Source organism: Pseudogemmobacter sp. W21_MBD1_M6 (genome assembly GCF_052119585.1).
GTDB lineage: Bacteria > Pseudomonadota > Alphaproteobacteria > Rhodobacterales > Rhodobacteraceae > JBGQOJ01.
In genome coordinates this window covers 259313-285825 of sequence record NZ_JBGQOJ010000002.1, presented here as the reverse complement: position 1 = coordinate 285825, position 26513 = coordinate 259313, and the positions used below count along the sequence as shown (strand labels likewise).

Below are 26513 nucleotides of genomic sequence, written 5' to 3'. Positions count from 1 at the left end.
TCCCGCTTTACCTTTCGCAGAGACTTCGTTACGAGATCGCTCAAGTTCGGAATCACGCATATTTTCTACCAGTGATTTCGGCGCTTCCGGTTTTTACGGGGTTTGGCGGGGAAGGTACCGTTCGGCGCGTAAGACAATGGATGCCCGAGTGGCGGAATGGTAGACGCAGGGGATTCAAAATCCCCCGCCGCAAGGCGTGCCGGTTCGAGTCCGGCCTCGGGTACCAAACCTCTCCAACAGGGCTTGAGCGGCAACTCCACGCCAAAGCTCCTGGCGTGCAGACGGCGGGCAAGGTCGGCAGCCAGCGCGAAACAGCCGCAGTCAGGTGCGCTGCGGGCCGTCCCAAACCGGATTATCCGAATCAACAGGCACCTTAACAGAAGGGTGTATGGAAATGATTCTATGACTTTTATGGATTATCGCTGCGGGAATGATCAACAATCGGACTGTTAATCAATGATTGTGCAGAAATTCGAGACAGTTGGGGCTTAATACATCTTCTGAAAATCCTGCCCTATTTTCGACAATTTCACAAAAATGATTGGTGCCGAATTCGCGACGATACCGCCTGACATTGCATGTTTTTTGTCCAGCCAGGCATGTTAAATTGCGCCGCGCGACGTGGAATATGCTGAAATTCCGCAGCGAATACACAACAAGAGGGAAAGATTACGTTGAATTCCCCGTCGCGCCATTATGGAAACAGTCTGCAATTCAGGGTTGCGTTGCGGCAGGGGCGTTTGACGCATTGGTGATGATAACGGGTCAGAATACGGCATAATTTAGACACTTTTCGCTTCCTGATATTTGTTCCTCTGATAAAACAAATCCAAGCCCATCTGGGGGGCGATATATCTGGCCACGGGGGCGGCCGCACGTAATCCGCATTCTGCCAATGCGGGACTGATGCGTGTGTGTCCGACCTTTAACTGCGTTTTGCGCAGTGTGGATACATATGCGCAACGGAACCTTTGGGCTGCTTTGGTGCCCACAGGATCTTTGCCGCAGGACCCGTTCGTCCTGTCGATCAATCCCCTTATGACTGTGTGATTTTGTGCGAGTCCGCTCTGGTCAGAGTATCGCTTTTCGCATGGGCCCTGTGTGAAACGAGCGACCTGAGGGGGAAGCTGTTCTGATGATCTGTTTGGAATTGGCGTTTTTTGCTATTTCGACCGTTGCGGTGGCCCAATGTGCAGGACAGCCCGGTACACTTGGCACACTGGCTTTTGGCCTTGTAACGCTGCCGCCCCCCCCAAGTTCTCTTTCAACTGAATTTTTAGCACCCGCATCGCCGCGTGCAATAACCACATTTTACCGGAGTGTCTTGTAATGACCGGATTTATTCTTGATTGGGCGCAAGCACTTTTCAACACCAGCAACACGCTTTACAGCGGCGGGAACGACTTGGGCTGCAACATTGTGACGGGGTCCGGCAGTGGCACGTCCTCGCATGTGGATACGAACGGGTACCTGAACCTGTCCAGCTCGGGCAACGCGACGTATTGCCAACTCGACTATGACGAAGCGGTCAAGGACCTGTCGTTCAAGCTGTATGATATCGGCCTGAACGACTGCGGCGCGGGCAAATACCTGAAAATCACCGCCCTGGATGCGTCCGGCAACGAAGTGCCCTGCACGTTCAGCGCCGAAAGCGGGTGCGTTGTGGCGTCGGTGTCCGGCCCGGTTTCCAGCATCAATATATCCTACGACCCACCGTTCCAGCTGTTCGGCAGCGCGTGCATCAAGATCGGTCCGGTCACCTGTGATCCGGTGCAGACGCTGGACGGTATCGTTGAAGGCACCGCCGGTGACGACCTGATCGACTTTGATTACACAGGCGACCCGGATGGCGACCGGATCGACCATAATGACGCGATCCTGCCCGGCGAAACAGGCAATGACGATATCGTCGATGCGGGGGCCGGGACCGACACAGTGCTGGCAGGGGCCGGCAATGACACGGTTTTTGCGGGCGGCGGCAACGATACCGTCGAAGGCGGCGCAGGCAATGATGTGATCTTTGGCGACAGTTCCCTGGGCAATGCGGACGCTGCCACGGGAACCGTGCGCGAAAGCTTCGAGTGGGACAAGGCCCCTGACCCGAACAGCAGCGGCGCAATCGACAACTATGACACGCTGAACGGCGGCTTCACGCAGGACACTGGCAACGTCAATGTGACGTTCTCGGTCACCGGCAAGACAAACACACCCGAAAGCACCTTTGCCACCAGCCAGCAAAAGGTTCACTCGATCACCGATGACGGCCAGCCGGTCAACGCCTACAGCTCTTTGTCGTCCGAACTGAACGCGAACCACGAGGCCGCGACCTACAAGCTGGACTTCTCGGCGCCCGTCGAGGACGTGTCGTTCCGCGTGAACGACATCGACTTTGACTCGAAGGTCTCGATCAAGGCGTATGACGCATCCGGCAACCTTATTCCCGTCAGCCTGTCCGGCGGGGCCTACATCGGCCTGTCGAACCTTGACGGCGTGGGCGGCAATGAAACCGCTGTCAGCACCTATGGCAGCGGCCCGGATACCGATCCGAACCACTCGATCCTTGTGAATATCGCAGGCCCTGTCGCGCGGCTGGAAATCATCCACCAACAAGTCGGGTATGACAATTCGGGCATCAACATCACCGACGTCTATTTCGACGCGCCGCTGGGCGACGTGGCAGGCAACCTGCCGGGTGACGACACGCTGCTGGGTGGCGACGGCGACGACATGATCTACGGCGAGGGCGGCAACGACACCGTCTACGGCGGCACGGGCAATGACACCATCTATGGCGACCAGGCCGCGCCTGTGGGCGAGACCAAGGTGCTGGACTGGGCCAATGCGGGCTCTGTCGGCAACAGCACTGTTGTGGATGCCGGCGGCATCTCTGTAACGGTCGGTTTCACCGCGCAGGACAGCGGCGCGACGATCACCAAGACGCTCGACACCCAGTATGTGGCCGCAGGCGATGGCATCGACGGCACCTCGGGCATCGCGCTTTACGGTCTGGGCGGCGAGGGCGGCATTGACAGCACCTCGTCCACCACGCTGACCTTTGACGCCACCGATCCGCAGTTCAGCGACCTTGTGCGCGATGTGACATTCCGCATCAACGACATCGACGTGGGTACTGCGGGCGACCAGCACACCGATATCGTGTCGGTTCACGCCTTCGATGCCGATGGCAACGAGGTCGACGTGACGCTGACCAGTTCCGGCACAGTCGCGCTGAACGGCAACACCGCCACCGGCACCACCGGAACAGATGTGTCGCAGGCGGCGGGGTCCGTTCTGGTCCACATCGACGGTCCAGTCGCGCGCATCGTCATCGATTATGCCAACGGCTCTGTCACCGACCAGCAGGTCTGGGTCAGTGACGTCGCCTTCACCACAATTCCAAGTGACCTGATCGAGGCGGAGGGCGGAAACGACGTTCTGCTTGGCGGTGACGGTGATGATATAATCTTCGGCAACGTCGGCGACGACCAGATCACCGGCGGCGAAGGCGCGGACACATTGTCCGGCAACGACGACGCCGACACATTTTTCGGCGGCAACGCGGGCGATACTGTGGACGGCGGCACCGGTGGAAACGATTATGACATACTGGACCTTACGGGGCAGGGCCCACTGCGCATCGTCAACCAGACGACCGACGCCGATGGCGATTCCACCTCGGGGACAGTCGAGTTTCTGAATGGCTCGGGGAATGTGACGGGCACGATGTCCTTCGCCGAGATCGAGAATATCATCCTGCCAGAAAACACCGCCCCCGTCGCAGTGGACGACACCGCGACAACGGACGAGGATACGCCCGTCACGATCGACGTGCTTGGCAACGACACCGACATCGACGGCGATACGCTGACGGTCACCGGCACGCCGACCGCGCTGCATGGCACGGTCATGGTCAATGCCGATGGCACGCTGGAATACACGCCGGATGCCGACTTTAACGGCACCGACACGATCTCCTATACCGTCGATGACGGCATGGGCGGCAGCGACACAGGGGCTGTCACGGTCACAGTGGGCGCCGTCAACGATGATCCGGTTGCGGTGGACGACACCGCGACGACACCCAATGCGACACCTGTTGTCATTGATGTCTTGGGCAACGACACCGATGTTGATGGCGATACAATATCCATCACCGGCACGCCGACCGCGCTGCATGGCACGGTCATGCTCAATGCCGATGGCACGTTGAAATACACGCCGGACGCCGGGTTCGCAGGGGTTGATAGCATCTCCTACGATATCACGGACGGCAACGGCGGCAATGACACTGGCGAGGTGCTGGTCACGGTTTCCGCGCCGCTTCTGGACGGTATCGTCGAGGGCAGCGTTGGCGACGACCTGATCGATATCGACTATCTCGGCGACCCAGAGGGCGACCGCATTGACGCGAACGACGCGCTTCTTCCCGGAGAGATCGGGAACGACGATATTGTTGAAGCAGGCGATGGAAATGACACGGTTCTCGCAGGCGATGGGGATGACACAGTCTATGGCGAAGACGGCAACGATGTTTTGAGTGGTGGCGACGGCGATGACTATCTGTCGGGCGGCAACGGAAGCGATTTGCTGAACGGCGGTCTGGGCAATGACTATCTGGACGCGGGTCAGGACGGCGACACGCTGAACGGCGACGAGGGCGAGGATACCTTGCTGGGCGGATCCGACGCCGACATCCTGAACGGCGGCAACGACAACGATACGCTTAGTGGCGGCGGAGGGGCGGACACCCTGGATGGCGCCGAAGGCGACGACATCCTTAATGGTGACAATGGCAACGACATCATCCTTGGCGGTGAAGGCGCGGATACGGCCTATGGCGGGGTCGGGGATGATGTGATCGACACGTCCTCGGGTCTTCAGCGTCCCGATCTTGGGTATCCCGGTCTTTACCCCGCAGATACCGACGTCAATGATGACAAGGATACGGTCTATGGCGGTGATGGCAACGACACCATCACCACCGGCGACGATGCCGATATCATCTATGGCGGCAACGGCGGCGACCGGATTGACGCGGGCGTTGACGCCGATACGATCGAGGGTGGAGACGGCGACGATTATATCATCGGCGGCGAAGGATCGGATGCGATCGAGGGCGGCCTGGGCGATGACACCATCTATGGCGGTCTCGACCCGAGCTTTCCTGATGCGCTGAACATTCCCGATGCGACCGATCTTGTGCCAACCAACGGCAAGGATGTGATCAACGGCGGCGACGGCAACGACACCATCTACGGCAAGGATGATGACGACCTGATCTATGGCGGGAATGATGACGACACTGTTTTTGGTGGCATCGACAATGACACGATATATGGCGGCGACGGCGACGATAGCCTGAGCGGCGACGAGGGCGACGACGTGATCAACGGGGATCGTGGCAACGATACGCTGACCGGTGGCGCCGGTATCGATGCCCTGTCCGGTGGCGATGGTCGCGACACGTTCCTGGGTGGCAATGCTGGCGATACAGTGGACGGTGGCGAGGGCGGTGACGACTATGACACGCTTGATCTAACCGGATCCGGGCCGCTGCACATCATCTACGACAGCGTCAACCCCGAGAACGGCATCGTCGAGTTCCGCGATGGGGCTGGTGGCGTGACCGGCTCGATGACCTTCGAAAACATTGAGAATGTCATTCCCTGTTTCACCCCCGGCACCGCAATCGCAACCCCGCGTGGCGAGCGTTTGGTCGAGGAGTTGCAGGTTGGCGACAAGATCATCACCCGCGATAACGGCATTCAGGAAATCCGCTGGCTGGGTGCGAAAAAGATGGACTGGAAGGCACTAGCCTCGAACCCCCATCTTAAGCCGATCCTGATCCAGAAGGGGGCACTTGGTAACGGTCTGCCAGAACGCGATATGCTGGTGTCTCCGAACCACCGTGTGCTGATGGCCAACGATAAGACCGCGCTTTATTTCGAAGAACGCGAGGTTCTGGCGGCAGCCAAGCATCTGGTCAACAATCGTGGAATCCACGAGGTCGACACGATGGGCACGACCTATCTGCACTTCATGTTCGAGCAGCACGAGGTTGTGCTGTCGAACGGGGCGTGGACGGAAAGTTTCCAGCCCGGCGACTACACGCTGAAGGGCATCGGAAACGCGCAGCGGTCCGAAATTCTGGAACTGTTCCCGGAACTGAAAACCGAAGCAGGGATCGACGCCTATACTTCGGCCCGGAAGACATTGAAAAAGCACGAGGCGCAGCTTCTTGTAAAATAATATGCAGCTGTGCCGCGTGGGCACATCCGGCTGCGCGGCACGAATGAAAAGGGGGCAGGACACTGTCCCCTTTTTGCATGATATCTTACCGTCTGAAAAACCTGCCGGCGCTGACGCCACAAGCGTTTTGACCGGGACCAAGTATGGCGGCCCGGCTTCCGGTGCCTATCCGGCAGAAAAAATCGCCATAATTTAACCGAGAAATAGACGCATTTGTCCTTGGTATTTTCATGATTTGATCAATTTTGTCTGCTCTAAAGTCAACGATGATTTCCTCAGCCTGGGCTTGTGAAGCACTGCAAACGGGGCGGTGGTCGCTTGCGTCGCAGTGGTGCGGCCCCAGGTCGTTTTGAGTATGAAGGTCGGACAATGGCTACTGGTTATTTAGTTTTTCTTGGTAATAACGTTCTGAATTCAAATGATCCGATTTCGACCGGTTCGAGCGAATTCTCTCCGACAAAGCTGCTTGGTTCAGGCAGTTGGACCTACAATTATCCCTATCTTGTGATCTTGACGCAAACCGCGACAGAGCCCGGTTCATATTACCTTGATGCCGCGAACAATGTTTACTTTGTTCCCAACAATCCGCCCGCGTCCGGGTTCACCTCGACCAAAGCCAGCGCTGTTCCCGCAGCCGATGGCACCGTTACCGGCACATCATCGGGAGAGGTGATGACGACGGGTTACACCGGCGACCATGACGGCGACACCATCAACAACAACGCCAATATCATCAAGGCCGGCGACGGGAATGATACGGTCATGTCGCAGGGCGGCAATGACACCGTTTATGGTGGCGCGGGTAATGACACCATCAACGGAGGGGACGGCAACGACACCATAGATGGCGGCGCGGGCAATGACATTCTGAATGGCGATGCGGGCGACGACACGATTCACGGCGATCAGGACCCGCGCGTGGCCTTCAAATGGCAGACGATCAGCGATCCGAACGGCGGCGGCGGTGCGGGTATTGATGCGGGTGATCCGCTGTCGGCCACACAGGTTCAAGCCGTCGGCGGCGTCAATGTTACCTATTCATACAATGCCAACCCCGCAGGCCATCCAAATGGGTTTGGCGGCACCGATACCGCACCGATCTACAACGCGGCGCAGAACTACGTTGCCAATATCGACACCGGATCGGATGCCGTAAATCCTTACAGCGGCATGCTTTTCGGCGGTGACGATGCGGCCAGCCAGATTCAGCTGGATTTCTCGACCGCAGTCAGTAACGTCGCCTTCCGGGTCAACGACATCGACGCGAACGGCACGCTGTTCTCGGATACGGTGTCGGTCTTTGCCTATGATATCAACGGGAACCCAATTCCGGTCAGCATCACATTCGGCAGTGCGCTGGCGCAGTCGAACACCGATGGCGTGGCGGGCAATGAAACCGGGCAGGCCACAGGTGTGGCTTATACGGATGCGGATGCCCAGGCCTCTATGTTGGTCAATATTGCGGGGCCGGTCGGCAAGATCGTCATCCGATACGAAGACCGGGGCACAACGGGCGACGACGGTCTGGTCAGCGTAACTGACATCTATTTCGATGCGCCCGGCGGCGACGACACGATCGACGGCGGCACCGGGAACGACACGCTGTTCGGCGATGCCGGCAACGACATCATCTATGGCGGGGCAACTGGCACAGACGCGATCTATGGCGGGGCCGGCAGAGATACGATAGATGGCGGCACCAGCGCAGACAACATTTTTGGCGGCACCGGCAGCGACACGATCAACCTGACAGGCGCGTTCGGAAACGACGTCATTCAAGGTGGCGAAAACGTAGACAATTCAGATTTCGACGTGATCAATGCGTCGACTCTGACCGAAGGAATTTCGGTCGTCTATGGCACAAACCCTGAAAGCGGGACGCTGACCGGAACGACATCGTCGGACACGGTGACCTTCAGCCAGATTGAAGACATCATCTACACGGCGCAGGGCGATCTGGCAGATGCCACGTCCAGCACCGCAGATGTGACGATCAACACCGGCGCAGGAAATGACACGCTGAAGGGCGGCACGGGCAATGACACCCTGATCGGCGGCGATGGCAATGACGTCCTTGTGGGCAGTGTCGGGGCCGACGCGATGTACGGGGGCGCCGGACAGGACACCATTGATTACAGCGCGTCCAGCTCTGCGGTGCAGGTGAACCTGTCGACCAACACTTTGACCGGTGGCGATGCGGCGAATGACACGCAAGCCGGGATCGACGGCCTGATCGGCTCTGACTTTGATGACACGCTGATCGGGTATGACGGGCAAGGTGCTGATTATACCAACATTTTTTACGGCGGGGCAGGGAACGACTACCTTGACGGTATGGGCGGCGACGACCAGCTTTACGGCGGCGCGGACAATGATACCATCTCGGGCGGGGTCGGTGACGATTACCTTTACGGTGGGGACGGACAGGATATCTTCCTGCTTACCGAAGATCATCAGACTGACACTATTCAAGGTGGCGAGGGCGGCGTTGACTTCGACGTGCTCAATTTTTCCAACTGGCAAACCACAGATGGCATTACGGTTACCTTTAACGGAAATGAAGCGGGCAGTTACGCTTATGACAACGCAGGCGCGACAGGCACCTTTACAGAGATCGAAGGTCTGTATGCAACCGGCAACACGGATGTTCTCGACGCCTCTGTCCTGACATCGTCCGTTGTCATCGACGCTGGCGGCGGCGACGACATCGTTACTCTTGGCAGCGGCGCAGACACTCTTTGGGCTGGTGCAGGTGCCGACACAATCGACGCGGGGGGCGGTGACGATGTCATCAATCTGGGCGACAACGGTGCCGGCGGGACAGATGGCGCAGCCGACGTCATGGTGCTGCAAAACGGTGACGGCAACGATACCGTCTACAACTTTGATGTCCCGACAGACAATGGCAACGGCACCTTTGCGGGCATCGACACCCTGAATGTTGCGGGAATTCTAAGTGCGGACAACAGCCGCCCGGTCAATGTCCACGATGTGACGGTGACGGGCGTTGGCGGCGATACCTTGCTGACATTTCCGAACGGCGTCAGCATAACGCTGGTCGACGTTGATGCGGGCTTTGTCGATAATCCCTTTGTTCTGAACGCAATGGGCATTCCATTTTCTGACGGAATTGTCTTTGGCACCGCTGCCGATGACGCCATCGACGCCACCTATACCGGCGATACCGACGGCGACATGGTTGATGCGGGTGATAATATCGTTGCGGGATCCGACCCTGACGAAGACATCATTTATGCTGGTGACGGCAACGATACCGTCTTGTCGGGCGCGGGCGATGATATCGTTTTTGCTGGTGCCGGTAATGACACTCTGACGGGGGGGATCGGTGCTGATACGCTGTTTGGCGGCGACGACGACGATACGATCTACGGCCTTGGCAATGACACGGTTGATGGTGGCGAAGGTGGCACCGATAATGACAGTCTGTTCGCCTACGACGTGGCCTCGCATGTTCAGGACCCGGAGAATTCCGAAAACGGCACCATCACCTTTAAAAATGGCGACGTGCTGACCTATACCAACATTGAAACGGTCACTGCCGTTCCCTGTTTTACGCCCGGCACGATCATCAAGACCTTCAAGGGAGAGGTTGCCGTCGAGACATTGCAGCCGGGGGACCGCGTGCTGACCCGCGACCATGGGTTCCAACCGGTGCGCTGGGTTGGCCAGCGTGATCTGGGCGCGGCAGATCTGGTCAGACACCCGGAGCTGAACCCGATCCGGATCAGCGCGGGCGCCCTGGGCAACGGGTTGCCCCTGCGCGAAATGCGGGTGTCGCCACAGCACAGGATGCTGGTTGCGAACGAGCGGACGCAGCTTTGGATGGGCGAAGACGAGGTGTTGGCCGCCGCCAAACATTTGACCCATGTCGCAGGCGTCGATGCGCTGACCACGCTGGGGGTTACATATATCCATGTGATGTTCGATTCTCACCAAATCATCAGTGCCGACGGGTGCTGGACAGAAAGCTTTCAACCGGGCGACAAAACGCTGGAAGGAATGGATGCAGGCCAACGCCGGGAGTTGTTGACGATTTTCCCGAACTTGGCCTCGCGGGAGGGGCGCAGTGCCTATCAATCCGCACGGACATCGTTGAAATCGCACGAGGTTCGGTTGGTGATCTAATCTGCGGCGGCACGCCATTTTGCCCAGGCCTCTGGCGTGTCCAGATCGGTCAGGGCGTGTTGGTCGGGCAATGCGATGGTGGCCACGCGGTCGGCGTTTGCGCGTAGCACATCGCGCGCACCTTGATCACCGGTGACAGCCAGAAGCGCGGGAAAACACCAGCGCGGAAAAAGAACCGGATGGCCCGCGATGCCGTCCACACTGGTTCCCCGCCATATATGCGCATTCGTATCGCGCCGTAATGCATTGATAACATTTACTATATCGTCAGATGTTATGTCCGGCATATCCGACAAAAGAACTACGACACCCTCTGTCGTCTCGGGTAAGGCGGACATGCCGGCGCGCAGGGACGCTGCCATGCCGTCGCCCGCATCGGCCACCTCGACAAGGTCCACGGGTAGGTCCGCCAGAACCGCGCGCCGTTTCAACGCGCGCACCGGAAGCGTTAACCAGACCTTGCATCCTGTGGCCAAAGCGGTAACCGCACGGTCGCGCAACAGCGGCAGGCCACGCACCTCTTGCAACAGTTTGTCGGCCCCTCGCATACGGCGAGACGCCCCTGCGGCTAAAATCAGGATCGCGATAGTGTCCATGCCGGCAGTCTAGCCGCGCATTCGGGCGCCGTCCGCATCAAAAAGCGGTGTGGTGACAAGAACGGCGTCGCGCATCTCTCCTAATATCTCGATCTGCACCTTCAGCCCCTCGACCGCCTGATCTGTCGGGATCAGCCCAAGGGCCACAGATTTTTCAGCGTAATGGGAATAACCGCCAGAGGTGCAAAAGCCCTGCACGGTGCCGTCGATCCAGATCGGTTCATAGCTGTGAACATCGGCGTCCAGCGCATCGACGACAAAGGCACAGAGCTTCCGCTTGGCGCCATTCGATTTCTCGGCAAGAACTGCCGCCTTTCCAATGAATTGCGCAGGTTTGTTAAAGCGGATGAAACGATCGAGTCCGGTCTCTGCTGCGGTGTAATCGGGCGAGAATTCGTTCAGCCAGCTGCCAAAGAACTTGTCCAGCCGCAGGCTCATCATCGCGCGCATCCCGAAGGGGCGCAGCCCGAATTCCTGCCCCGCCTCTGACAGAGTGTTCCAAAGGCTGCGCTGTTCCATCGCGCCCACGTAGATCTCGTAGCCCAGATCGCCGGTATAGCTGACCCGTTGCACCCATGCGCGGCACATGCCGATGGTGATCTGACGCACGTCCATGAACCTGAACGCCTCGTTCGAGACATCGGCGCGGGTGACTTTTGCCAGCAGATCCCGCGCATTTGGCCCCGCGATCTGGAAGCCCGTGCGGCTGTCAGAGACGTTTTCAACCGTAACGCCCGCGGCCTTGTGTTGCTCGAACCAGCGCAGATGATAGTCCTGCGCGCCGTAGCTGGCGGTCAACTGGAACAGATCCTCTGCCAGACAGGACACGGTGAAGTCGCCGATCAACCGACCGGACGGTGCCAGCATAGGGGTCAGTGACAGGCGGCCCTGTTTCGGGATCGCGCCAGCCATGATGATGTCCAGCCAATCGCGTGCACCGGCCCCGCGCACAAGGTATTTGCCGAAATTCTGCACTTCGTTGATGCCGACGCCACTGCGCACCGCCATCACTTCCTGCCGCGTTGCCTCCCAGGCGTTGGACCGGCGGAAAGACGGCGTTTCATACAAAGGTTCGTCTTTCAGCGCGAAATAATTAGGCACCTCCAGCCCGTATTGCTGGCCGAACACGGCGCGGTGCTGCGCCCAGATGTCATACATCGGGGTCGTGCGGAACGGCCGCGCGGCGGGCAACTCCTGATTGGGATAGCTGACGGAAAAGCGGTTCTGATAGTTCTCGATCACCTTGGGCAGGGTATAGCCCGGCGTGATCCAGCGCCCGAAACGGGCCACATCCATTGCGAAAACATCGCGTTCGGGTTCGCCGTGGATCATCCATTGCGCCAGCGTCAGACCGACGCCGCCGCCCTGACTGAACCCCGCCATGACACCGCACGCCGACCAATAGTTGCGCAAGCCCGGCACAGGGCCGACCAGCGGGTTGCCGTCGGGCGCAAAGGTGAAGGGACCGTTGATGACGGTCTTGACGCCTGCGGTTTCCAGAACGGGGAAGCGTTTATAGGCGAACTCAACGGACTCCGCGACTTTTTCCAGCTTGTCCGCCAAGAGTTCATGGCCAAAGGTCCAGGGCGTGCCGTCGACGGCCCAAGGCTCGCAGGCTTGCTCGTAGAACCCGATGCACAACCCGCGCCCCTCCTGCCGCAAATAGCTTTCGCCGCCGGGGTCCATGACGTGGGGGTGTTCCGTGCCGCGCTCGAATATTTCGGGGATGTCGTCGGTGACCAGATACTGGTGCTCCATCGGGTGCAGCGGCAGATAGACGCCCGCCATCATCCCGACCTCGCGGGCCCAAAGCCCGGCCGCGTTCACGATATGCTCGGCGATGATCGTGCCCTGTTCGGTCACGATTTGCCAGCTGCCGTCGGGCAGGGGGTTTGTTTCCAGAACGGGGGTGCGCAGCACGATTTCGGCGCCGCCCATCCTGGCCGCCTTGGCATAGGCATGCGTGGTGCCAGAGGGGTCAAGATGCCCGTCAAGCGGATCGTAAAGCCCGCCCAATACGCCTGAAACATTGGTGATCGGCGCGATTTTCTTGATTTCCGCCGGCGACAGCAATTCGGTGTCCAGCCCCATGAACCGGTGCTTTGCGCGCTCCGCCTTCAGCATGTCCCAGCGTTCGGGCGTGTCTGCCAGGGTCACACCACCGACATGGTGCAGCCCGCAGGACATGCCTGTGATTTCTTCCAGTTCGCGGTAGAGCCGGATTGTATAGCCCTGAAGGGCGGCCATGTTTGTGTCGCCGTTCAGCGTGTGAAACCCGCCCGCCGCGTGCCATGTCGACCCCGAGGTCAGTTCCGACCGCTCGATCAGCATGACATCGGACCAGCCCAGCTTGGTCAGGTGATAAAGAACGCTACATCCGACGACGCCGCCGCCGATGACGGCGACCTTTGTATGGGTTTTCATAGGGGTCCACCTGTGGGTTTCATCTCCTCACCATAAAAAACGGCTGGCCAGTGGCCAGCCGATTGGCGACATTATATGTCGCGAAAGGCGTGTTACCTAGTCTTCGGGGATCAGACCCTTGGGACTGAACCGCAAAACCAGCAACAAGATGACCCCCATGGTCAGCAGCCGCATATGCGCCACGCTTTCGATCAGGTGGGTTTTCAACCAGCCGTCTGCCATCGGATCGGTGATCAGCCCCATCAGCAAACCGGCGATCGGTTCGACCTGCACCCAGAGGAACCAGATCAACATGCCCCCCAGAACCGCGCCCCAGTTGTTGCCGGACCCGCCGACAATCACCATCACCCAGATCAGAAAGGTGAACCGCAGCGGCTGATAGGTGCCCGGCGTCAATTGGCCGTCAAGCGTTGTCATCATCGCGCCCGCGATCCCGCAAACGGCAGAGCCAAGGATGAAGATCTGCAAATGTCGGCGGGTCACATCCTTGCCCATCGCCTCGGCGGCGACCTCGTTATCGCGGATCGCGCGCATCATCCGGCCCCAAGGCGATTTCAGCGCCATTTGCGCCATCCACAGCAGCCCCAGAAGCACCACAGTGAAAAGCCCCGCATATTGCAGTTTGACGAACAGGGTCGAGGCGGTGACCGGATCAATCCCCAGATTGGCGGCACCCTGCACAAAGGCGGAACTGTTTTGCAATTCGATTTCATAGGCCACAGGGCGGGGCAGGCCGATGACGTTCTTCACGCCGCGCGCCAGCCAGTCCTCGTTCTTCAGCACGGCAAGGATGATCTCGGCGATGCCCAGCGTTGCAATTGCAAGGTAATCAGACCGCAGGCCAAGCGCGGTTTTCCCGATCACCCAGGCCGCTCCCGCCGCCAGAACCCCGCCGACGGGCCATGCCAGCAGGACCGGCAAGCCAAGCCCGCCAAGGTATCCGGTGCTGGCGGGGTTGACCGCCTCAACCGCGTTGACCGATCCGTCAAAGAAATAGCGGAACAGGAAGAAGCCGCCAATCAGGATGACCAGCAGGGCAATCGTGCGCGCCATGCCCGCGTGCATCCGTTGCCAGACCAGCGCCGCCGCGACAATCGTCATCGCCCCGAGGATCAGTGACAGAACAACGCCAGCCCCCCCCGCGCGCCATGCTTCGGTAGTGGGAGGCATCGACACGATCACCGTCGCCAGACCGCCCAGGGCGACAAAGCCCATGATCCCGATGTTGAACAGGCCCGCAAAGCCCCATTGCAGGTTCACCCCCAAGGCCATGATCGCCGAGATCAGCCCCATGTTCAGGATCTGCAACGACAGATCCCAGCTTTGCACGACCCCGGTGATCGCCAGAAGCACCGCAAGTGCGGCGAACAGGCCAAGGTTTTTCACGGTATGGGTCATACGGATTGCCCCTTGAACAGGCCGGTCGGTTTGAACAGCAAAACGATAATCAGGATCGCGAAAGAGACCGCGAACTTATAGTCGGTGGACATCAACTGCACCAATGCGTCCGGCTCCCATCCGGCGGGTGCGAGGTATCCCAGCACCTTTTTAAAGGCGTAGGTGACGGTCACCTCGGAAAATGCGATGACGAACCCGCCCGCGATCGCGCCCAATGGATTGCCAAGACCACCGACGATGGCAGAGGCGAATATGGGCAGAAGGAGTTGGAAATAAGTGAACGGTTTGAACGACTTGTCCAGCCCGTATAACACGCCCGCAATGGTCGCCAATGCAGCAGCCAACAGCCAGACCACGGTCACGACGCGTTCGGGATTGATGCCCGACAGCAGCGCCAGATCCTCGTTGTCGGAAAAGGCGCGCATGGATTTTCCGGTGCGCGTCCGGTTCAGGAACCAGAACAGCGCGGCCACGACGATAATCGCAGTGACCACGGTAATGCCCTGCGTGGTGCGGATCACCAAAGGCTCTGCCAGGCCGGTCATCTCGCGAAAGGTGCGGGCCGAGATGATGAAGCGCTCGCCGTCGGCGAACTGCTGTTCACCGGGGCCGATAAAGAACCGGACAAGGCCGTTCATGATGAACATCACGCCCATCGACACGATCACCAATATCACCGGTGCGGCCTTTTTCTTGCGATAGAACCGATAGACCATCCGGTCGGTCGCAAGCAGCATCAGGCCCGTGGCCGCGATGCCGAATGGCAGCGCCAGCAAGGCCGTCGGAAGCGGCCCGAGCGAGACGCCCGCCGCCTGTAGCCCCCATGTCACAAAGATTGTGACCATGGTGCCAAAGGCCATCGTGTCGCCATGGGCAAAGTTGGAAAAGCGCAGAATGCCGTAAATCAGCGTGACGCCCAGTGCCCCGATGGCAAGCTGGCTGCCGTAGGCGATACCGGGGATCAGCACGTAATTCGATAGCGCGACAACAGCGTTCAGTAGATCCATGAACAGGGCCTTTCAGTGGGGTGGTATCGTCCGGTCATGATCCGGCTGCCTTGCGTGCCCAATCGGCGGCGCCGGGGCAGGTGCCGATGAATTCGACCACGGATTTTTTCGGGCCGGGATAGGTCAGGCGGGCGGAATTGTCGGCGGAAATTTGCAGGCGGGCGGCCTTTGGGCCATTACCGGACAGCTTGCCCATCAGGTTCAACGCGACCGCGCCGCTTGACCCGTCCCCCTCGGGCACGGCCAGCATCGTGGTAAATCCATCGCCGTCGATCGACAGGTTGGGCTTTCCGGCGATGACCTGACGGTCGCTGTCGCTTGCCGTCAGGGATAGGGATTTTTCCAGCCCGACAAGGTCGCAAGAGAATTGCATGTCGGCCACAGCAGGCAACGGAAGCCACACAAGAATAGCGATAAAAGCGAAACGCATGGTCTAGCCTCCCAAAAAGGATTTGCGAACTTCGGGGTCGTGCAACAGCACTTGTCCGGTGTCCGTGAAACGGTTGGCGCCTTGGACCAGAACATAGCCTTTATCAGCAATTTCAAGTGCTTGCCGCGCGTTCTGTTCCACCATCAGAATCGTGACACCGGCGCGGGCGACCTCGATAATGCGGTCGAACAGCTCGTCCATCACAATCGGGGAAACGCCGGCTGTGGGCTCGTCCAGCATAAGAACCTTTGGTTTGGTCATCAGCGCACGTCCCACGGCAACCTGCTGGCGCTGCCCGCCCGACAGCTCGCCAGCGGCCTGATAACGCTTTTCCTTCAGGATCGGAAACAGGTCATAGACCTGCGCCATCGTATCGCTGAAATCGTCGCGCCGGATAAAGGCCCCCATCTCCAGGTTTTCTTCGACGGTCATCGAGGTGAATATATTGTGCGTCTGCGGCACAAACCCCATACCCTTGGCGACACGGTCTTGCGGCGACAGGGCGGTGATATCCTCGCCGTCCAGAATGACATGCCCCGACCGCAGGTTCAGCATGCCGAACACGGCCTTCATCGCGGTGGATTTTCCTGCGCCATTGGGGCCGACGATCACCGCGATTTCGCCCTTGTCCACCGCAACGGTGCAGTCGTGCAGAATGTCCGCGCCAGTGCCGTAACCGCCGGTCATATTCTCGCCGATCAGGAAGCTCATGCGTTTGCCCCCGCCTTGGCTTTGTTTTTCAGCCCGGTACCAAGATAGGCCTCGATCACATGCTCGTTCGCCTTGATCTCGGCCAATGATCCTTCGGCCAGAACCTTGCCCTCGGCCATGCAAATCACCGGATCACAAAGACGCTCAATAAAATCCATGTCATGTTCGATCACGACAAAGGTATAGCCGCGTTCCTTGTTGAGTCGGATGATCGCATCGCCGATCGTGTGCAACAGCGTCCGGTTCACACCGGCGCCGACCTCGTCAAGAAACACGATTTTCGCATCGACCATCATCGTGCGCCCCAGTTCCAACAGCTTTTTCTGGCCGCCGGACAGGTTGCCCGCTTTCTCGGTCTTGAGGTGATCTATTGTAAGAAATTCAAGGACTTCGTCGGCCTTCTTCAACAAGGTGGCCTCTTCCTGCTCGATCCGTTTTCGGTGGAACCAGGCATTCCACAGGGTTTCGCCGGATTGGGCAGCGGGCACCATCATCAGGTTCTCGCGGACAGTCATCGACCCGAATTCATGGGCGATCTGGAAGGTGCGCAGCAGGCCCTTGTGAAACAGCTCGTGCGGGGGCAGGCCCGTGATGTCCTCGCCCCGCATCGTCACGCGTCCTGACGTTGGCTTAAGAACGCCTGCGATCACATTGAAAAGAGTAGTCTTTCCTGCGCCGTTAGGGCCGATCAAGCCGGTAATCGACCCTTCGTCGATCTTAAGCGAGGCCCCGTCCACAGCGTGGAACCCCCCGAAATGTTTGTGCAAGTCTTCGACGATTATCATCGGACCCCCAAATGTCACGTCTTGTTTTTATGGGAACGGCCCGGGAAATGCCCCGGGCCGTTCATTGTCACTCTGGCAAGGTTCAGCGGAACTTTACCGTTTCGTATTTGCCGTCCTTGAACTCGATCTCGCGGTAGTTGCCAGCGGATTCGCCCGGTCCGATCAGTTCGACAGCCGATGCGCCGACATAGTCGATGTCGGTGCCCGCCGCGATCAACTCCAGACCTTTGGCCAGTTCGCCCGGAAAGATCTTCTCGCCGGGGGCGTTGGCAACATCCATGACCTTGCCCGCGAAATCAGCGGATTTCGAGGATTTTGCGGCCTGCATGGCCAGCATGATCAACGCAGCCGCATCATAGGATTCCGGGGCGAAGGCGCTGGTGCCGTCAAAACCGGCGGCTGTTGCCAACGCGCCAAAGGTTCCGGCACCGGGGCTGTCGGTGCCGGGGAGGGCGCCGAAGGATCCGTTCATCTCGGCACCGAACTTTTCGTTCAGCTTTTCGCCGACCATGCCATCAGGCACATAGAATTTGTCAAACGCACCGCTGTCCAGCGCCGAACGGATAATGCCGGACCCGCCCTGATCTACGTAACCGGCCACAACCAGAAGATCACCGCCGGCAGAGGCCAGCGCGCCAACTTCTGCGGAATAGTCTGCCTTGCCGTCTTCGTGCGCGGCGGAAATGGTCACGGTGCCGCCTGCGGATTCGAATGCGGCCTGGAACGCGTCAGCAAGTCCCTTGCCGTAGTCGTTGTTGGTATAGGTCAGGGCCACGGTTTTCACGCCACGCTCTGTCAGGATGTCGGTCATCACAACACCCTGGCGGGCATCGGAGGGCGCGGTGCGGAAGAACAGGCCGTTATCCTCGGCGGTGGACAGACCGGGCGAGGTGGCGGAGGGCGACACCATCACGATACCATTAGGCACCGCAACATTGGCAAGGATCGCGCCGGTCACGCCGGAACAGTCGGCACCCATGATCGCGTTGATCTTGTCAGAGGTCACAAGGCGCGTTGCCGCCGCAGTTGCCGCCGCAGCATCGACGCAAGTGGAATCGCCACGGATCGATTCGACGGTGGACCCGTCGAGAAGCATGCCCGAATCGTTGACTTCTTTCATCGCCAGCTCTGCGCCGGCACCCATTGCGGGGGTGATGGATTCAAGCGGGCCGGTGAAACCGAGGATCACACCGATTTTAATCGTCTCGGCCGAGGCCGCACCAGCGCACATCAATGCGGTTGCAGCGGTCGCCATGAGTAGTTTTTTCATTGTCGTCTCCCAAGTTGGACAGATAATCCAGAGTGCAGATTAGATACCGATTTTACAAAAGAAAAGCGCGCCGATAGGGGGCAAGCCGACATCTGTGCCCGGTTTTAACGCCAAATGCGGGGTCAAGGGCGTGAAATCAGGGTATTTACATGGTTTTTCTTGGTATTGTAGTCAATTGCCCCGAATAAATGTCTTAAAATGGGCGATTGTGCGGCACGTAAGGCGGGCACCGGAACAAAATTCCGGCTGCATTTAAGGCCGGTCAATGTGTAACGTTGCGTCAAGCCAGCCGTGCCAATCCGCCACAACCCGCAGGGCGGGCCGCGCCGATCCGCGATTCTTGCCTAGATCGACAGCCGGCCGGCATGCGCACCGCGTTCACGGTAGGGGGTCGTATCGTAATGCGAGCGGTAGCATTTCGAGAAATGCGAGGGCGAGGCGAATCCGCAGGCAAGGGCCACGTTGATCACGCTCATATCGGTTTGCATCAGCAGGTTGCGCGCCTTGGACAGGCGCAGTTCCATGTAATACCGCTTCGGGCTGCGGTTCAGATAGCGGCGGAACAGACGCTCCAGCTGCCGGGTGGACATGCCGACATCCTTGGCCAGTTTCGCAGGGCTGATCGGTTCCTCGATGTTGTTTTCCATCATCTGGATCACCTGGCTCAGCTTTGGGTGGCGCACGCCGATGCGGGTCGGAATCGACAGGCGCTGGGTATCCTGATCCGTGCGTATCGATGAATAGATCAACTGGTCGGCAACCGTATTGGCCAGATCCTCGCCGTGGTCATCGGCAATGATCTTCAGCATCAGGTCGATCGACGAGGTGCCCCCTGCGGTTGAATATCGTGACCCGTCAACGACAAACACCGATTTTGTCAGCTCCACCTCGGGGAATTCCTCAAGAAAGCTGTCCTGGTTTTCCCAGTGGATCGTCGCGCGCTTGCCTTCCAGCAGACCCGCCTTGGCCAGCGTGTAGGCCCCCGTGCACAGCCCGCCGATCGTCGCCCCGCGCCGGGCTTCGCGGCGCAGCCAGTTCAGGATCGGCTTTGTGGTGGCGGATTGCACATCGACGCCGCCACAGACCAGAATTATATCGTCGCGCGACATCTCTTCCAGTCCCATATCAATTCCGAACCTGGACCCGTTGGAGCAAACGCCGCTTTCCGCGTTTTCCGCCACAAGTTTCCAGTCATAGATCTTTTGACCGTAAATCCGGTTGGCAATGCGCAGCGGCTCGATCGCACCGGCAAATGACAGCATGGTGAACTTGTTCAACAGCAAAAAGACAAAGCGCTTGGGCTTTGTTTCGCTGGTTGATCTGTCTTTTTGTTGCCGACTCACCTGCATTGCGCAAGCATCCTTTTTTCAAGCTAACCAACGGAAACAGTTTTATGACCGCCCCACAAGGCCCGGAATTGATTATTCGCGACATGCAAGTGGTCAAAATGGGCGTTGGCAATATCCGTTTGGCTTGACTATATACGGGCCTGATACCGCTAACCTGTTGGAGAAAAGACAATGACCAAGGCCTGGAGCAAGTCGGACTGGCGCGCGAAACCGCGTGTGCAAATGCCTGACTATCTGGATGTGCCCGCGCTGAATGCGGTCGAGGCACAGCTTGCAAAGTATCCGCCGCTTGTCTTTGCCGGCGAAGCACGCAAGCTGAAACGCGAACTGGGCCAGGTTGCCAACGGGCAGGGCTTTTTGTTGCAGGGCGGCGATTGCGCCGAAAGCTTCGAGGAATTCACCGCAGACAACATCCGCGACACATTCAAGGTGATGTTGCAGATGGCGGTCGTGCTGACCTATGGGGCCAAAGTGCCCGTGGTCAAGGTGGGCCGTATGGCGGGGCAGTTCGCCAAGCCGCGTTCGGCACCGACAGAAGTCATCGGCGGCGTTGAATTGCCCAGCTACCGCGGTGACATCATCAACGAGCTGGACTTTACACCGGAATCCCGCATCCCGAACCCGCAGAAGATGTTGCAGGCCTACACACAATCGGCGGCCTCGTTGAACCTGCTGCGGGCGTTCTCGCAGGGCGGTTTCGCCGATATCCACCGCGTGCACAGCTGGACAACCGGCTTTGCCGAGGCCGACAAGGCCGAGAAATACCGCGAGTTGTCCAACCGGATTCAGGATGCGCTGGACTTTATGACCGCTGCGGGCATCAATTCTGACAGCAGCCATCAATTGGGCACCGTTGATTTCTACACCAGCCATGAGGCCTTGCTGCTGGAGTATGAAGAGGCGCTGTGCCGGATCGATTCCACCTCTGGCCTGCCGGTTGCCGGCTCTGGTCACATGCTGTGGATCGGCGACCGCACCCGTCAGCCCGGCGGTGCGCATGTCGAGTTCTGCAAAGGTGTCCAGAACCCGATCGGCCTGAAATGCGGCCCGTCGATTTCCACCGACGACCTGAAGCAGCTGATCGCCACACTGAACCCCGAAAACGAAGCGGGCCGCCTGACCCTGATCGCACGTTTCGGCGCGGGCAAAGTGGGTGACCACCTGCCAAAGCTGATCCGCGTCGTCGAGGAGGAGGGGATGAAGGTTGTCTGGTGCTGCGACCCGATGCACGGCAACACCATCAAATCCACATCCGGCTATAAAACGCGGCCCTTTGAAAGCGTGCTGCGCGAAGTCCGCGAATTCTTTGCGGTTCACGCGGCAGAGGGCACATACCCCGGCGGCGTTCATTTCGAGATGACCGGCAAGGATGTGACCGAATGCACCGGCGGTGTTCGCGCGGTCACGGACGAGGATCTGTCGGATCGCTATCACACCGCCTGTGACCCGCGTCTGAATGCAAGTCAGGCGTTGGAACTGGCGTTTCTGGTGGCGGGCGAGCTGTCGGGCCGCCGCGAGACCGCACAGGCGGCTTCGATTTAGTCGTCGAATGTTAGCAAACGAAGGGCCGGACGCGTTGTGTTCGGCCCTTTTGCTATCCGTGCGGAACGCTGTGGGGCAAATGGTGCCTGTGCCTCGGCAAAGGCCATGCGGGGCCGCGGGGCTGCCGAAATGTGCGGCGGCAGCTGCGTTGTCCGTGTGTCGGTGATGTCAAACCGGCAGGCCCCGCTGGGGATAGTGCCGTTGCTGACCAGACACCCCATGGCGCGGTCGATCTGGCCATCGGCACTTTGCAACGGCAGAATCACCATCCGCGCATCCAGCGGCGACACACCGAACCGTCCGGCATAGCGAAGCGTCAGGTCGGCAATTGCGGGGGTCGAAAAGACCTGTTCCAGCGTATCGGTGATCGCGGCTCTGGCACCACCTGCGAACAGCGCGGACAGGGGCATTCCGCGCACCTCCATCCCCATCAGGTCATTCAGGTGAGACCCCGCAAAGCGAAGGCGCGCGATGCCGGGCGCGATGCGTTCCAGCATGAACGTGTATTCCAGTGCGTGTTCGATGCCTCGTGGGTCGATGTCGAACCGGAACGGAACGGATCGCCCACCGCGCAACGCGGTCCAATAGGCCTCTACGGCTGAAATAACCGGAAAACGCTGGTCGGACTGGACCCGTGACAGCGAAATTACGTTCTTCAAATGATTAGAATTGTCCTTCACGGAACTCTCCTTACTCGTCATGGCACAACACCGGCTTTGTTGTGGGGCGGACAACCCTCTGTTAACTCTATGTCCACAAAGATTACCTTTCCGTTAATATGACACGGATCGACGCGATTTCAGCGGGGAAAATTAGCAGATGGTTAACCTGGATGTGCAAAACATGAACTCGATGACCGGCTTTGCCGCGCGCAAGGGTCAGACGGGGGCCTATAGCTGGGGTTGGGATATGCGCAGCGTGAATGGCAAGGGGCTGGACCTGCGGCTGCGCCTCCCCGAGTGGATCGACGGGCTGGAGACCGCCGTGCGCAGCGCCGTCACCGCTGCTGCGGCCCGCGGAAACATCAGCCTTGCCCTGCGCGTCCAGCGCGACGATGCGCAGGTGCCTATGCGTGTGAACGCCGCACAGCTTGCCCGCGTGATGGAGGCGCTGGCCGAGATCGAGCAGGCGGCGCACACCGCGCATGTCTCGTTGTCCGGCACCTCTGCCGCCGAGGTGCTTTCCATTCGCGGCGTGCTGGACACCACCGTCACCGAGGACGAGGACACAGGCCCGTTGCTGGCCGCGCTTTTGGTGGATCTGCCGGTTTTGCTGTCCGACTTCAACACGATGCGCGCCGCCGAAGGGGCCGCATTGCATCAGGTTCTGCTGGACCAGATGGCGCTGATCGAGCAGTTGACCGCCGATGCCGCCCGTGCCGCAGAGGCGCGCAAGCCGCAGGTGGCCGACGCCCTGCGGACCAATCTGGCGCGGGTTCTGGGGCATTCTGACGGGGCCGATCCCGCCCGCGTGGCACAGGAACTGGCGATGCTGGCGGTCAAGGCCGATGTGACAGAGGAAATCGACCGGTTGGGCGCGCATATCAAGGCGGGGCGAGATTTGATGTCGGCGAAAGGCCCGATCGGGCGTAAGCTTGATTTTCTGACACAGGAATTCAACCGCGAGGCCAATACGCTGTGCGCCAAGGCGCAGTCGACCGATCTGACGCGCATCGGCCTTGACCTTAAGGCGGTGATCGACCAGATGCGCGAACAAGTCCAAAACATAGAGTGAGATCAATGCAGAAACGCCGTGGCCTGTTGATTATCCTTTCCTCGCCTTCGGGTGCGGGCAAATCCACATTGGCCAAGCGCCTGATGCTTTGGGACCCGACGATCCGGTTTTCCGTTTCTGCCACCACGCGCACGCCCCGCCCCGGAGAGCTGGACGGGACCGACTATTATTTCCGCACGCGCGAGGCCTTCGAGACAATGATCGAGGCCGGCGACATGCTGGAACATGCCGAGGTGTTCGGCAATTTCTACGGCTCGCCGCGCGGTCCCGTGGAAGAGGCGATCACTGCCGGGCGTGACGTGTTGTTCGACATAGACTGGCAGGGCGGGCAACAGGTGCGGAACTCTGTTCTGGGCAAGCATGTGCTGTCGATTTTCATCCTGCCGCCGTCGATTCCCGAACTGGAACGCCGCCTGATTTCGCGCGCGCAAGACAGCGCCGAGGTCATAGCGAAGCGGATGCAAAAAAGCCGGGACGAGATCAGCCATTGGCCGGAATATGATTTTGTTTTGGTGAACGACGACCTGGAAGAGACTGAAAATAAACTGAAAACAATTGTCAGCGCCGAACGGATGCGAATATCGCAGCAGCCCGATCTGGTGGAAACGGTACGCCGGCTGAACAAGGAATTCGAGGACCGCACATGATTTATGAACTGGATGGAATTGCACCGACCCTTGGCGACGCATGGGTCGCGCCAGACGCCAATCTGATCGGCAAGGTTGTGCTGGAGGATCAGTCATCTGTCTGGTTCGGCAGCACGTTGCGCGGCGATAACGAGGTGATCCATTTGGGGCGCGGCAGCAATATTCAGGAAAACTGCGTGCTGCACACCGACATGGGATCGCCGCTGATCATAGGCGAGAATTGCACCATCGGGCATAAGGTGATGCTGCACGGCTGCACCATCGGCGACGGAACACTGATCGGGATGGGGGCGATTGTGCTGAACGGCGCTGTCATCGGCAAGGGCTGTCTGATCGGCGCGGGGGCGTTGATTACCGAGAACAAGGTGATCCCCGACGGGTCGCTTGTGATGGGTGCGCCGGGTAAGGTTGTGCGCCTTCTGGATGCAGAGGCGCAGGCCAGACTGGTGCAATCCGCCGTCGGTTACCAGAAGAACGCGAAACGGTTCGCAAACGGGTTGAAGATCATCTGACAAGCTATTGATTTAAATCAACAGTCTTGGCGTTAGTGCCGCCGGATCAAGGCCGCAGTCTAAAGTGTGCGAACGTCGCTGGCCGCCCCGATTTCGATGATATCGAACTCAAGATTGGGACAGGATCTGTCGACCTCGGCCTTGATCAGGTCGGCATGCACCAGCGGCCCGGTCAGGGCGACATATCGACCGACATACCCCAGATCACACAGCCGGTGTGCCAGATCCACCGCATCGAATCCGGTTGCAAGAAGCTGTGACAGCACCAGTTCGGGCCGTATTTTTATCAAGAACGCCTCGGACAGATCGGCGAAATCAGAAAACACGATATCGCCGTCGCGGGGCAGGTCTTTGCCAGAGGCGATCCAGTCTGACAGGTTTCCTACAACCAGCAGCGACTGTTTGCCATTCGGTCTTTCGTTCATCGTTCGTCATCCCTGCCAGGCCTGCACCGCCTTCTGGTGGCCAGAATTTACCGCGCCACCGCTGCATACGTCCTTTTTACCGACCGCGCTGTCCGTCGCAAAAGATTGACGTTAGGTAAACTATAGGGCCATTGCTGCTTTTGGCAATTCACTGCAATGGCTGTTACAAACAAAAAATAGAAATGAACGATTATGCCCGAAATTCCACACCCCACACAGAGGCGCCGATGACCCCCGACAACCTGGAGAGCGTTATGGCAGGCGTGCCGTTGCCGATGATTCTGATCGGACCGGACGAGCGTATCCGCGCCGCGAACAGTCTGGCGGCCCGCAAATTCGGCGGTGATAGCGTCGGGCGGCATTATGTGACGGTGTTGCGCCAGCCGACCACGCTGGACGCGATCGAGGGGGTTCTGCGCGACGGCACGCCGCGGCAGGTGAAATATCTGGGGACAGAGGCGCGGCGCGAAACGACGTTTCATGTCACCTGCTCTCCAGTGGCCGAGGCCGGGCGGATGGGCGTTTTGCTGTGCTTCGAAGATGTGACACATCTGGAGGAGGCGGGGCAGATGCGCCGCGATTTCGTGGCCAATGTCAGCCATGAATTGCGGACGCCCCTGACTGCGCTGATCGGCTTTATCGAGACCCTGCGCGGCGCCGCACGGGATGATCCGGCGGCACGAGAGCGGTTTCTTGACATCATGGCGCGCGAGGCCGACCGGATGAACCGTCTGGTCCGCGATCTGCTGCAACTCAGCCGCGTCGAGGGCGAAGAACGGATGCGCCCGACATCGACCATCGACGTGCGGGCCTTGGCGGCGTCTGCGGCTTTGTCGCTGAAACCGGTGGCAGACAAACAGGGAATCGCGGTGGTGCTGGCTGGAGAGCCGGGACCGGTCACGCTTCAGGCGGATTCCGACCAGATGTTGCAGGTGTTTTCCAACCTGATCGAGAACGCCATAAAATACGGTGGCTGCGGCGGCGATGTCATCGTGTCGATCACCAAAGACCCGGCTGATCCGTCGTTGCGCGGTCCGGGGGTCAGAATTGACGTGATAGATCGCGGCCCGGGCATAGATCCGGTGCATCTGCCGCGACTCACAGAGCGGTTCTACCGGGTTGACGGACACCGTTCGCGGGAAATGGGGGGCACCGGGCTGGGTCTTGCCATCGTCAAACACAGCGTGAACCGTCACAGGGGGCGTTTCAGGATCGAAAGCACGGTCGGGCAGGGAAGCTGCTTTTCCATCGTTCTGCCAATGGCTTAGGGGAAAATATTGGGCGCCCT

Annotated in this window: 18 protein-coding genes and 1 tRNA gene; 8 read left to right on the top strand and 11 right to left on the bottom strand. The window is 59.3% G+C overall.

Translation table 11 applies throughout. The features are described from left to right. Positions 1–142 precede the first annotated feature (142 nt). The 3 genes from ACEN2R_RS05365 (at position 143) to ACEN2R_RS05355 (ending at position 10395) form a co-directional block, all read left to right on the top strand. Positions 143–226: transfer RNA gene (locus ACEN2R_RS05365), tRNA-Leu, on the top strand. 1103 nt (positions 227–1329) lie between these two features. Continuing rightward, positions 1330–6249, top strand: coding sequence for a Hint domain-containing protein (locus ACEN2R_RS05360; protein ID WP_442039969.1), 4920 nt, complete (start codon positions 1330–1332; stop codon positions 6247–6249). Positions 6250–6618: 369 nt separating this feature from the next. Further along, positions 6619–10395 carry a Hint domain-containing protein gene (locus ACEN2R_RS05355; RefSeq protein WP_442039967.1) on the top strand — a complete coding sequence of 1259 codons (3777 nt, stop codon included), beginning with the start codon at positions 6619–6621 and terminating at the stop codon, positions 10393–10395. Here ACEN2R_RS05355 and ACEN2R_RS05350 read toward each other — a convergent pair. The 9 genes from ACEN2R_RS05350 to ACEN2R_RS05310 all read right to left on the bottom strand — a co-directional run bounded on the left by ACEN2R_RS05350 (position 10392) and on the right by ACEN2R_RS05310 (position 20365). Beyond that, a complete protein-coding gene (locus tag ACEN2R_RS05350; protein ID WP_442039965.1) occupies positions 10392–10991 on the bottom strand; it encodes a nucleotidyltransferase family protein in 600 nt (199 codons plus the stop codon). The genes ACEN2R_RS05355 and ACEN2R_RS05350 overlap by 4 nt on opposite strands. A 9-nt stretch (positions 10992–11000) precedes the next feature. Next, on the bottom strand, positions 11001–13415 hold the full coding sequence (locus ACEN2R_RS05345; RefSeq protein WP_442039963.1) for a GcvT family protein: 2415 nt from the start codon (positions 13413–13415) through the stop codon (positions 11001–11003). Positions 13416–13511: 96 nt separating this feature from the next. Next, complete coding sequence (locus tag ACEN2R_RS05340) at positions 13512–14813, bottom strand: branched-chain amino acid ABC transporter permease (protein WP_442039961.1); 1302 nt, start codon at positions 14811–14813, stop codon at positions 13512–13514. Further along, entirely contained in the window at positions 14810–15820 is a 1011-nt protein-coding gene (locus tag ACEN2R_RS05335; protein ID WP_442039959.1) for a branched-chain amino acid ABC transporter permease, read from the bottom strand. Before ACEN2R_RS05335 ends, ACEN2R_RS05340 begins: the two co-directional genes overlap by 4 nt. A 34-nt stretch (positions 15821–15854) precedes the next feature. Then, positions 15855–16250, bottom strand: coding sequence for a hypothetical protein (locus ACEN2R_RS05330; protein ID WP_442039957.1), 396 nt, complete (start codon positions 16248–16250; stop codon positions 15855–15857). Positions 16251–16253: 3 nt separating this feature from the next. Next, entirely contained in the window at positions 16254–16961 is a 708-nt protein-coding gene (locus ACEN2R_RS05325; protein WP_442039955.1) for an ABC transporter ATP-binding protein, read from the bottom strand. Then, a complete protein-coding gene (locus ACEN2R_RS05320) occupies positions 16958–17746 on the bottom strand; it encodes an ABC transporter ATP-binding protein (protein WP_442039953.1) in 789 nt (262 codons plus the stop codon). Before ACEN2R_RS05320 ends, ACEN2R_RS05325 begins: the two co-directional genes overlap by 4 nt. A gap of 82 nt (positions 17747–17828) precedes the next feature. Then, positions 17829–19016 (bottom strand): ABC transporter substrate-binding protein, encoded by a 1188-nt coding sequence (locus ACEN2R_RS05315; protein ID WP_442039951.1) that lies wholly within the window; start codon positions 19014–19016, stop codon positions 17829–17831. Positions 19017–19360: 344 nt separating this feature from the next. Further along, positions 19361–20365, bottom strand: coding sequence for a GlxA family transcriptional regulator (locus tag ACEN2R_RS05310; protein WP_442039948.1), 1005 nt, complete (start codon positions 20363–20365; stop codon positions 19361–19363). Positions 20366–20536: 171 nt separating this feature from the next. Here ACEN2R_RS05310 and ACEN2R_RS05305 point away from each other — a divergent pair, with 171 nt between their 5' ends. Beyond that, the gene (locus ACEN2R_RS05305) at positions 20537–21907 is read left to right on the top strand and encodes a class II 3-deoxy-7-phosphoheptulonate synthase (protein WP_442039946.1); all 1371 of its coding nucleotides are present in this window, start codon (positions 20537–20539) and stop codon (positions 21905–21907) included. On the opposite strand, the gene ACEN2R_RS05300 is transcribed toward ACEN2R_RS05305, so the two are convergent. Further along, on the bottom strand, positions 21904–22587 hold the full coding sequence (locus ACEN2R_RS05300) for a PAS domain-containing protein (RefSeq protein WP_442039944.1): 684 nt from the start codon (positions 22585–22587) through the stop codon (positions 21904–21906). The two genes, ACEN2R_RS05305 and ACEN2R_RS05300, sit on opposite strands and share 4 nt — an antisense overlap. Positions 22588–22726: 139 nt before the next feature. Here ACEN2R_RS05300 and ACEN2R_RS05295 point away from each other — a divergent pair, with 139 nt between their 5' ends. The 3 genes from ACEN2R_RS05295 to ACEN2R_RS05285 are packed head-to-tail and all read left to right on the top strand — an operon-like array spanning position 22727 to position 24800. Beyond that, complete coding sequence (locus ACEN2R_RS05295; protein WP_442039942.1) at positions 22727–23641, top strand: YicC/YloC family endoribonuclease; 915 nt, start codon at positions 22727–22729, stop codon at positions 23639–23641. A gap of 5 nt (positions 23642–23646) precedes the next feature. Then, positions 23647–24288: a guanylate kinase gene (gene gmk, locus ACEN2R_RS05290; protein ID WP_442039940.1), complete on the top strand. Its 642-nt coding sequence runs from the start codon at positions 23647–23649 to the stop codon at positions 24286–24288. Next, the gene (locus ACEN2R_RS05285) at positions 24285–24800 is read left to right on the top strand and encodes a gamma carbonic anhydrase family protein (protein WP_442039938.1); all 516 of its coding nucleotides are present in this window, start codon (positions 24285–24287) and stop codon (positions 24798–24800) included. The genes gmk and ACEN2R_RS05285 overlap by 4 nt, the downstream gene beginning before the upstream one ends. A 59-nt stretch (positions 24801–24859) precedes the next feature. Here the strand turns inward: ACEN2R_RS05285 and ACEN2R_RS05280 are convergent, their stop codons facing one another. Further along, positions 24860–25225 carry a hypothetical protein gene (locus ACEN2R_RS05280; protein ID WP_442039936.1) on the bottom strand — a complete coding sequence of 122 codons (366 nt, stop codon included), beginning with the start codon at positions 25223–25225 and terminating at the stop codon, positions 24860–24862. Positions 25226–25452: 227 nt separating this feature from the next. On the opposite strand from ACEN2R_RS05280, the gene ACEN2R_RS05275 reads away from it, so the two are divergent. Beyond that, positions 25453–26493 (top strand): ATP-binding protein, encoded by a 1041-nt coding sequence (locus ACEN2R_RS05275; protein WP_442039934.1) that lies wholly within the window; start codon positions 25453–25455, stop codon positions 26491–26493. The last annotated feature ends 20 nt before the right edge of the window (positions 26494–26513 follow it).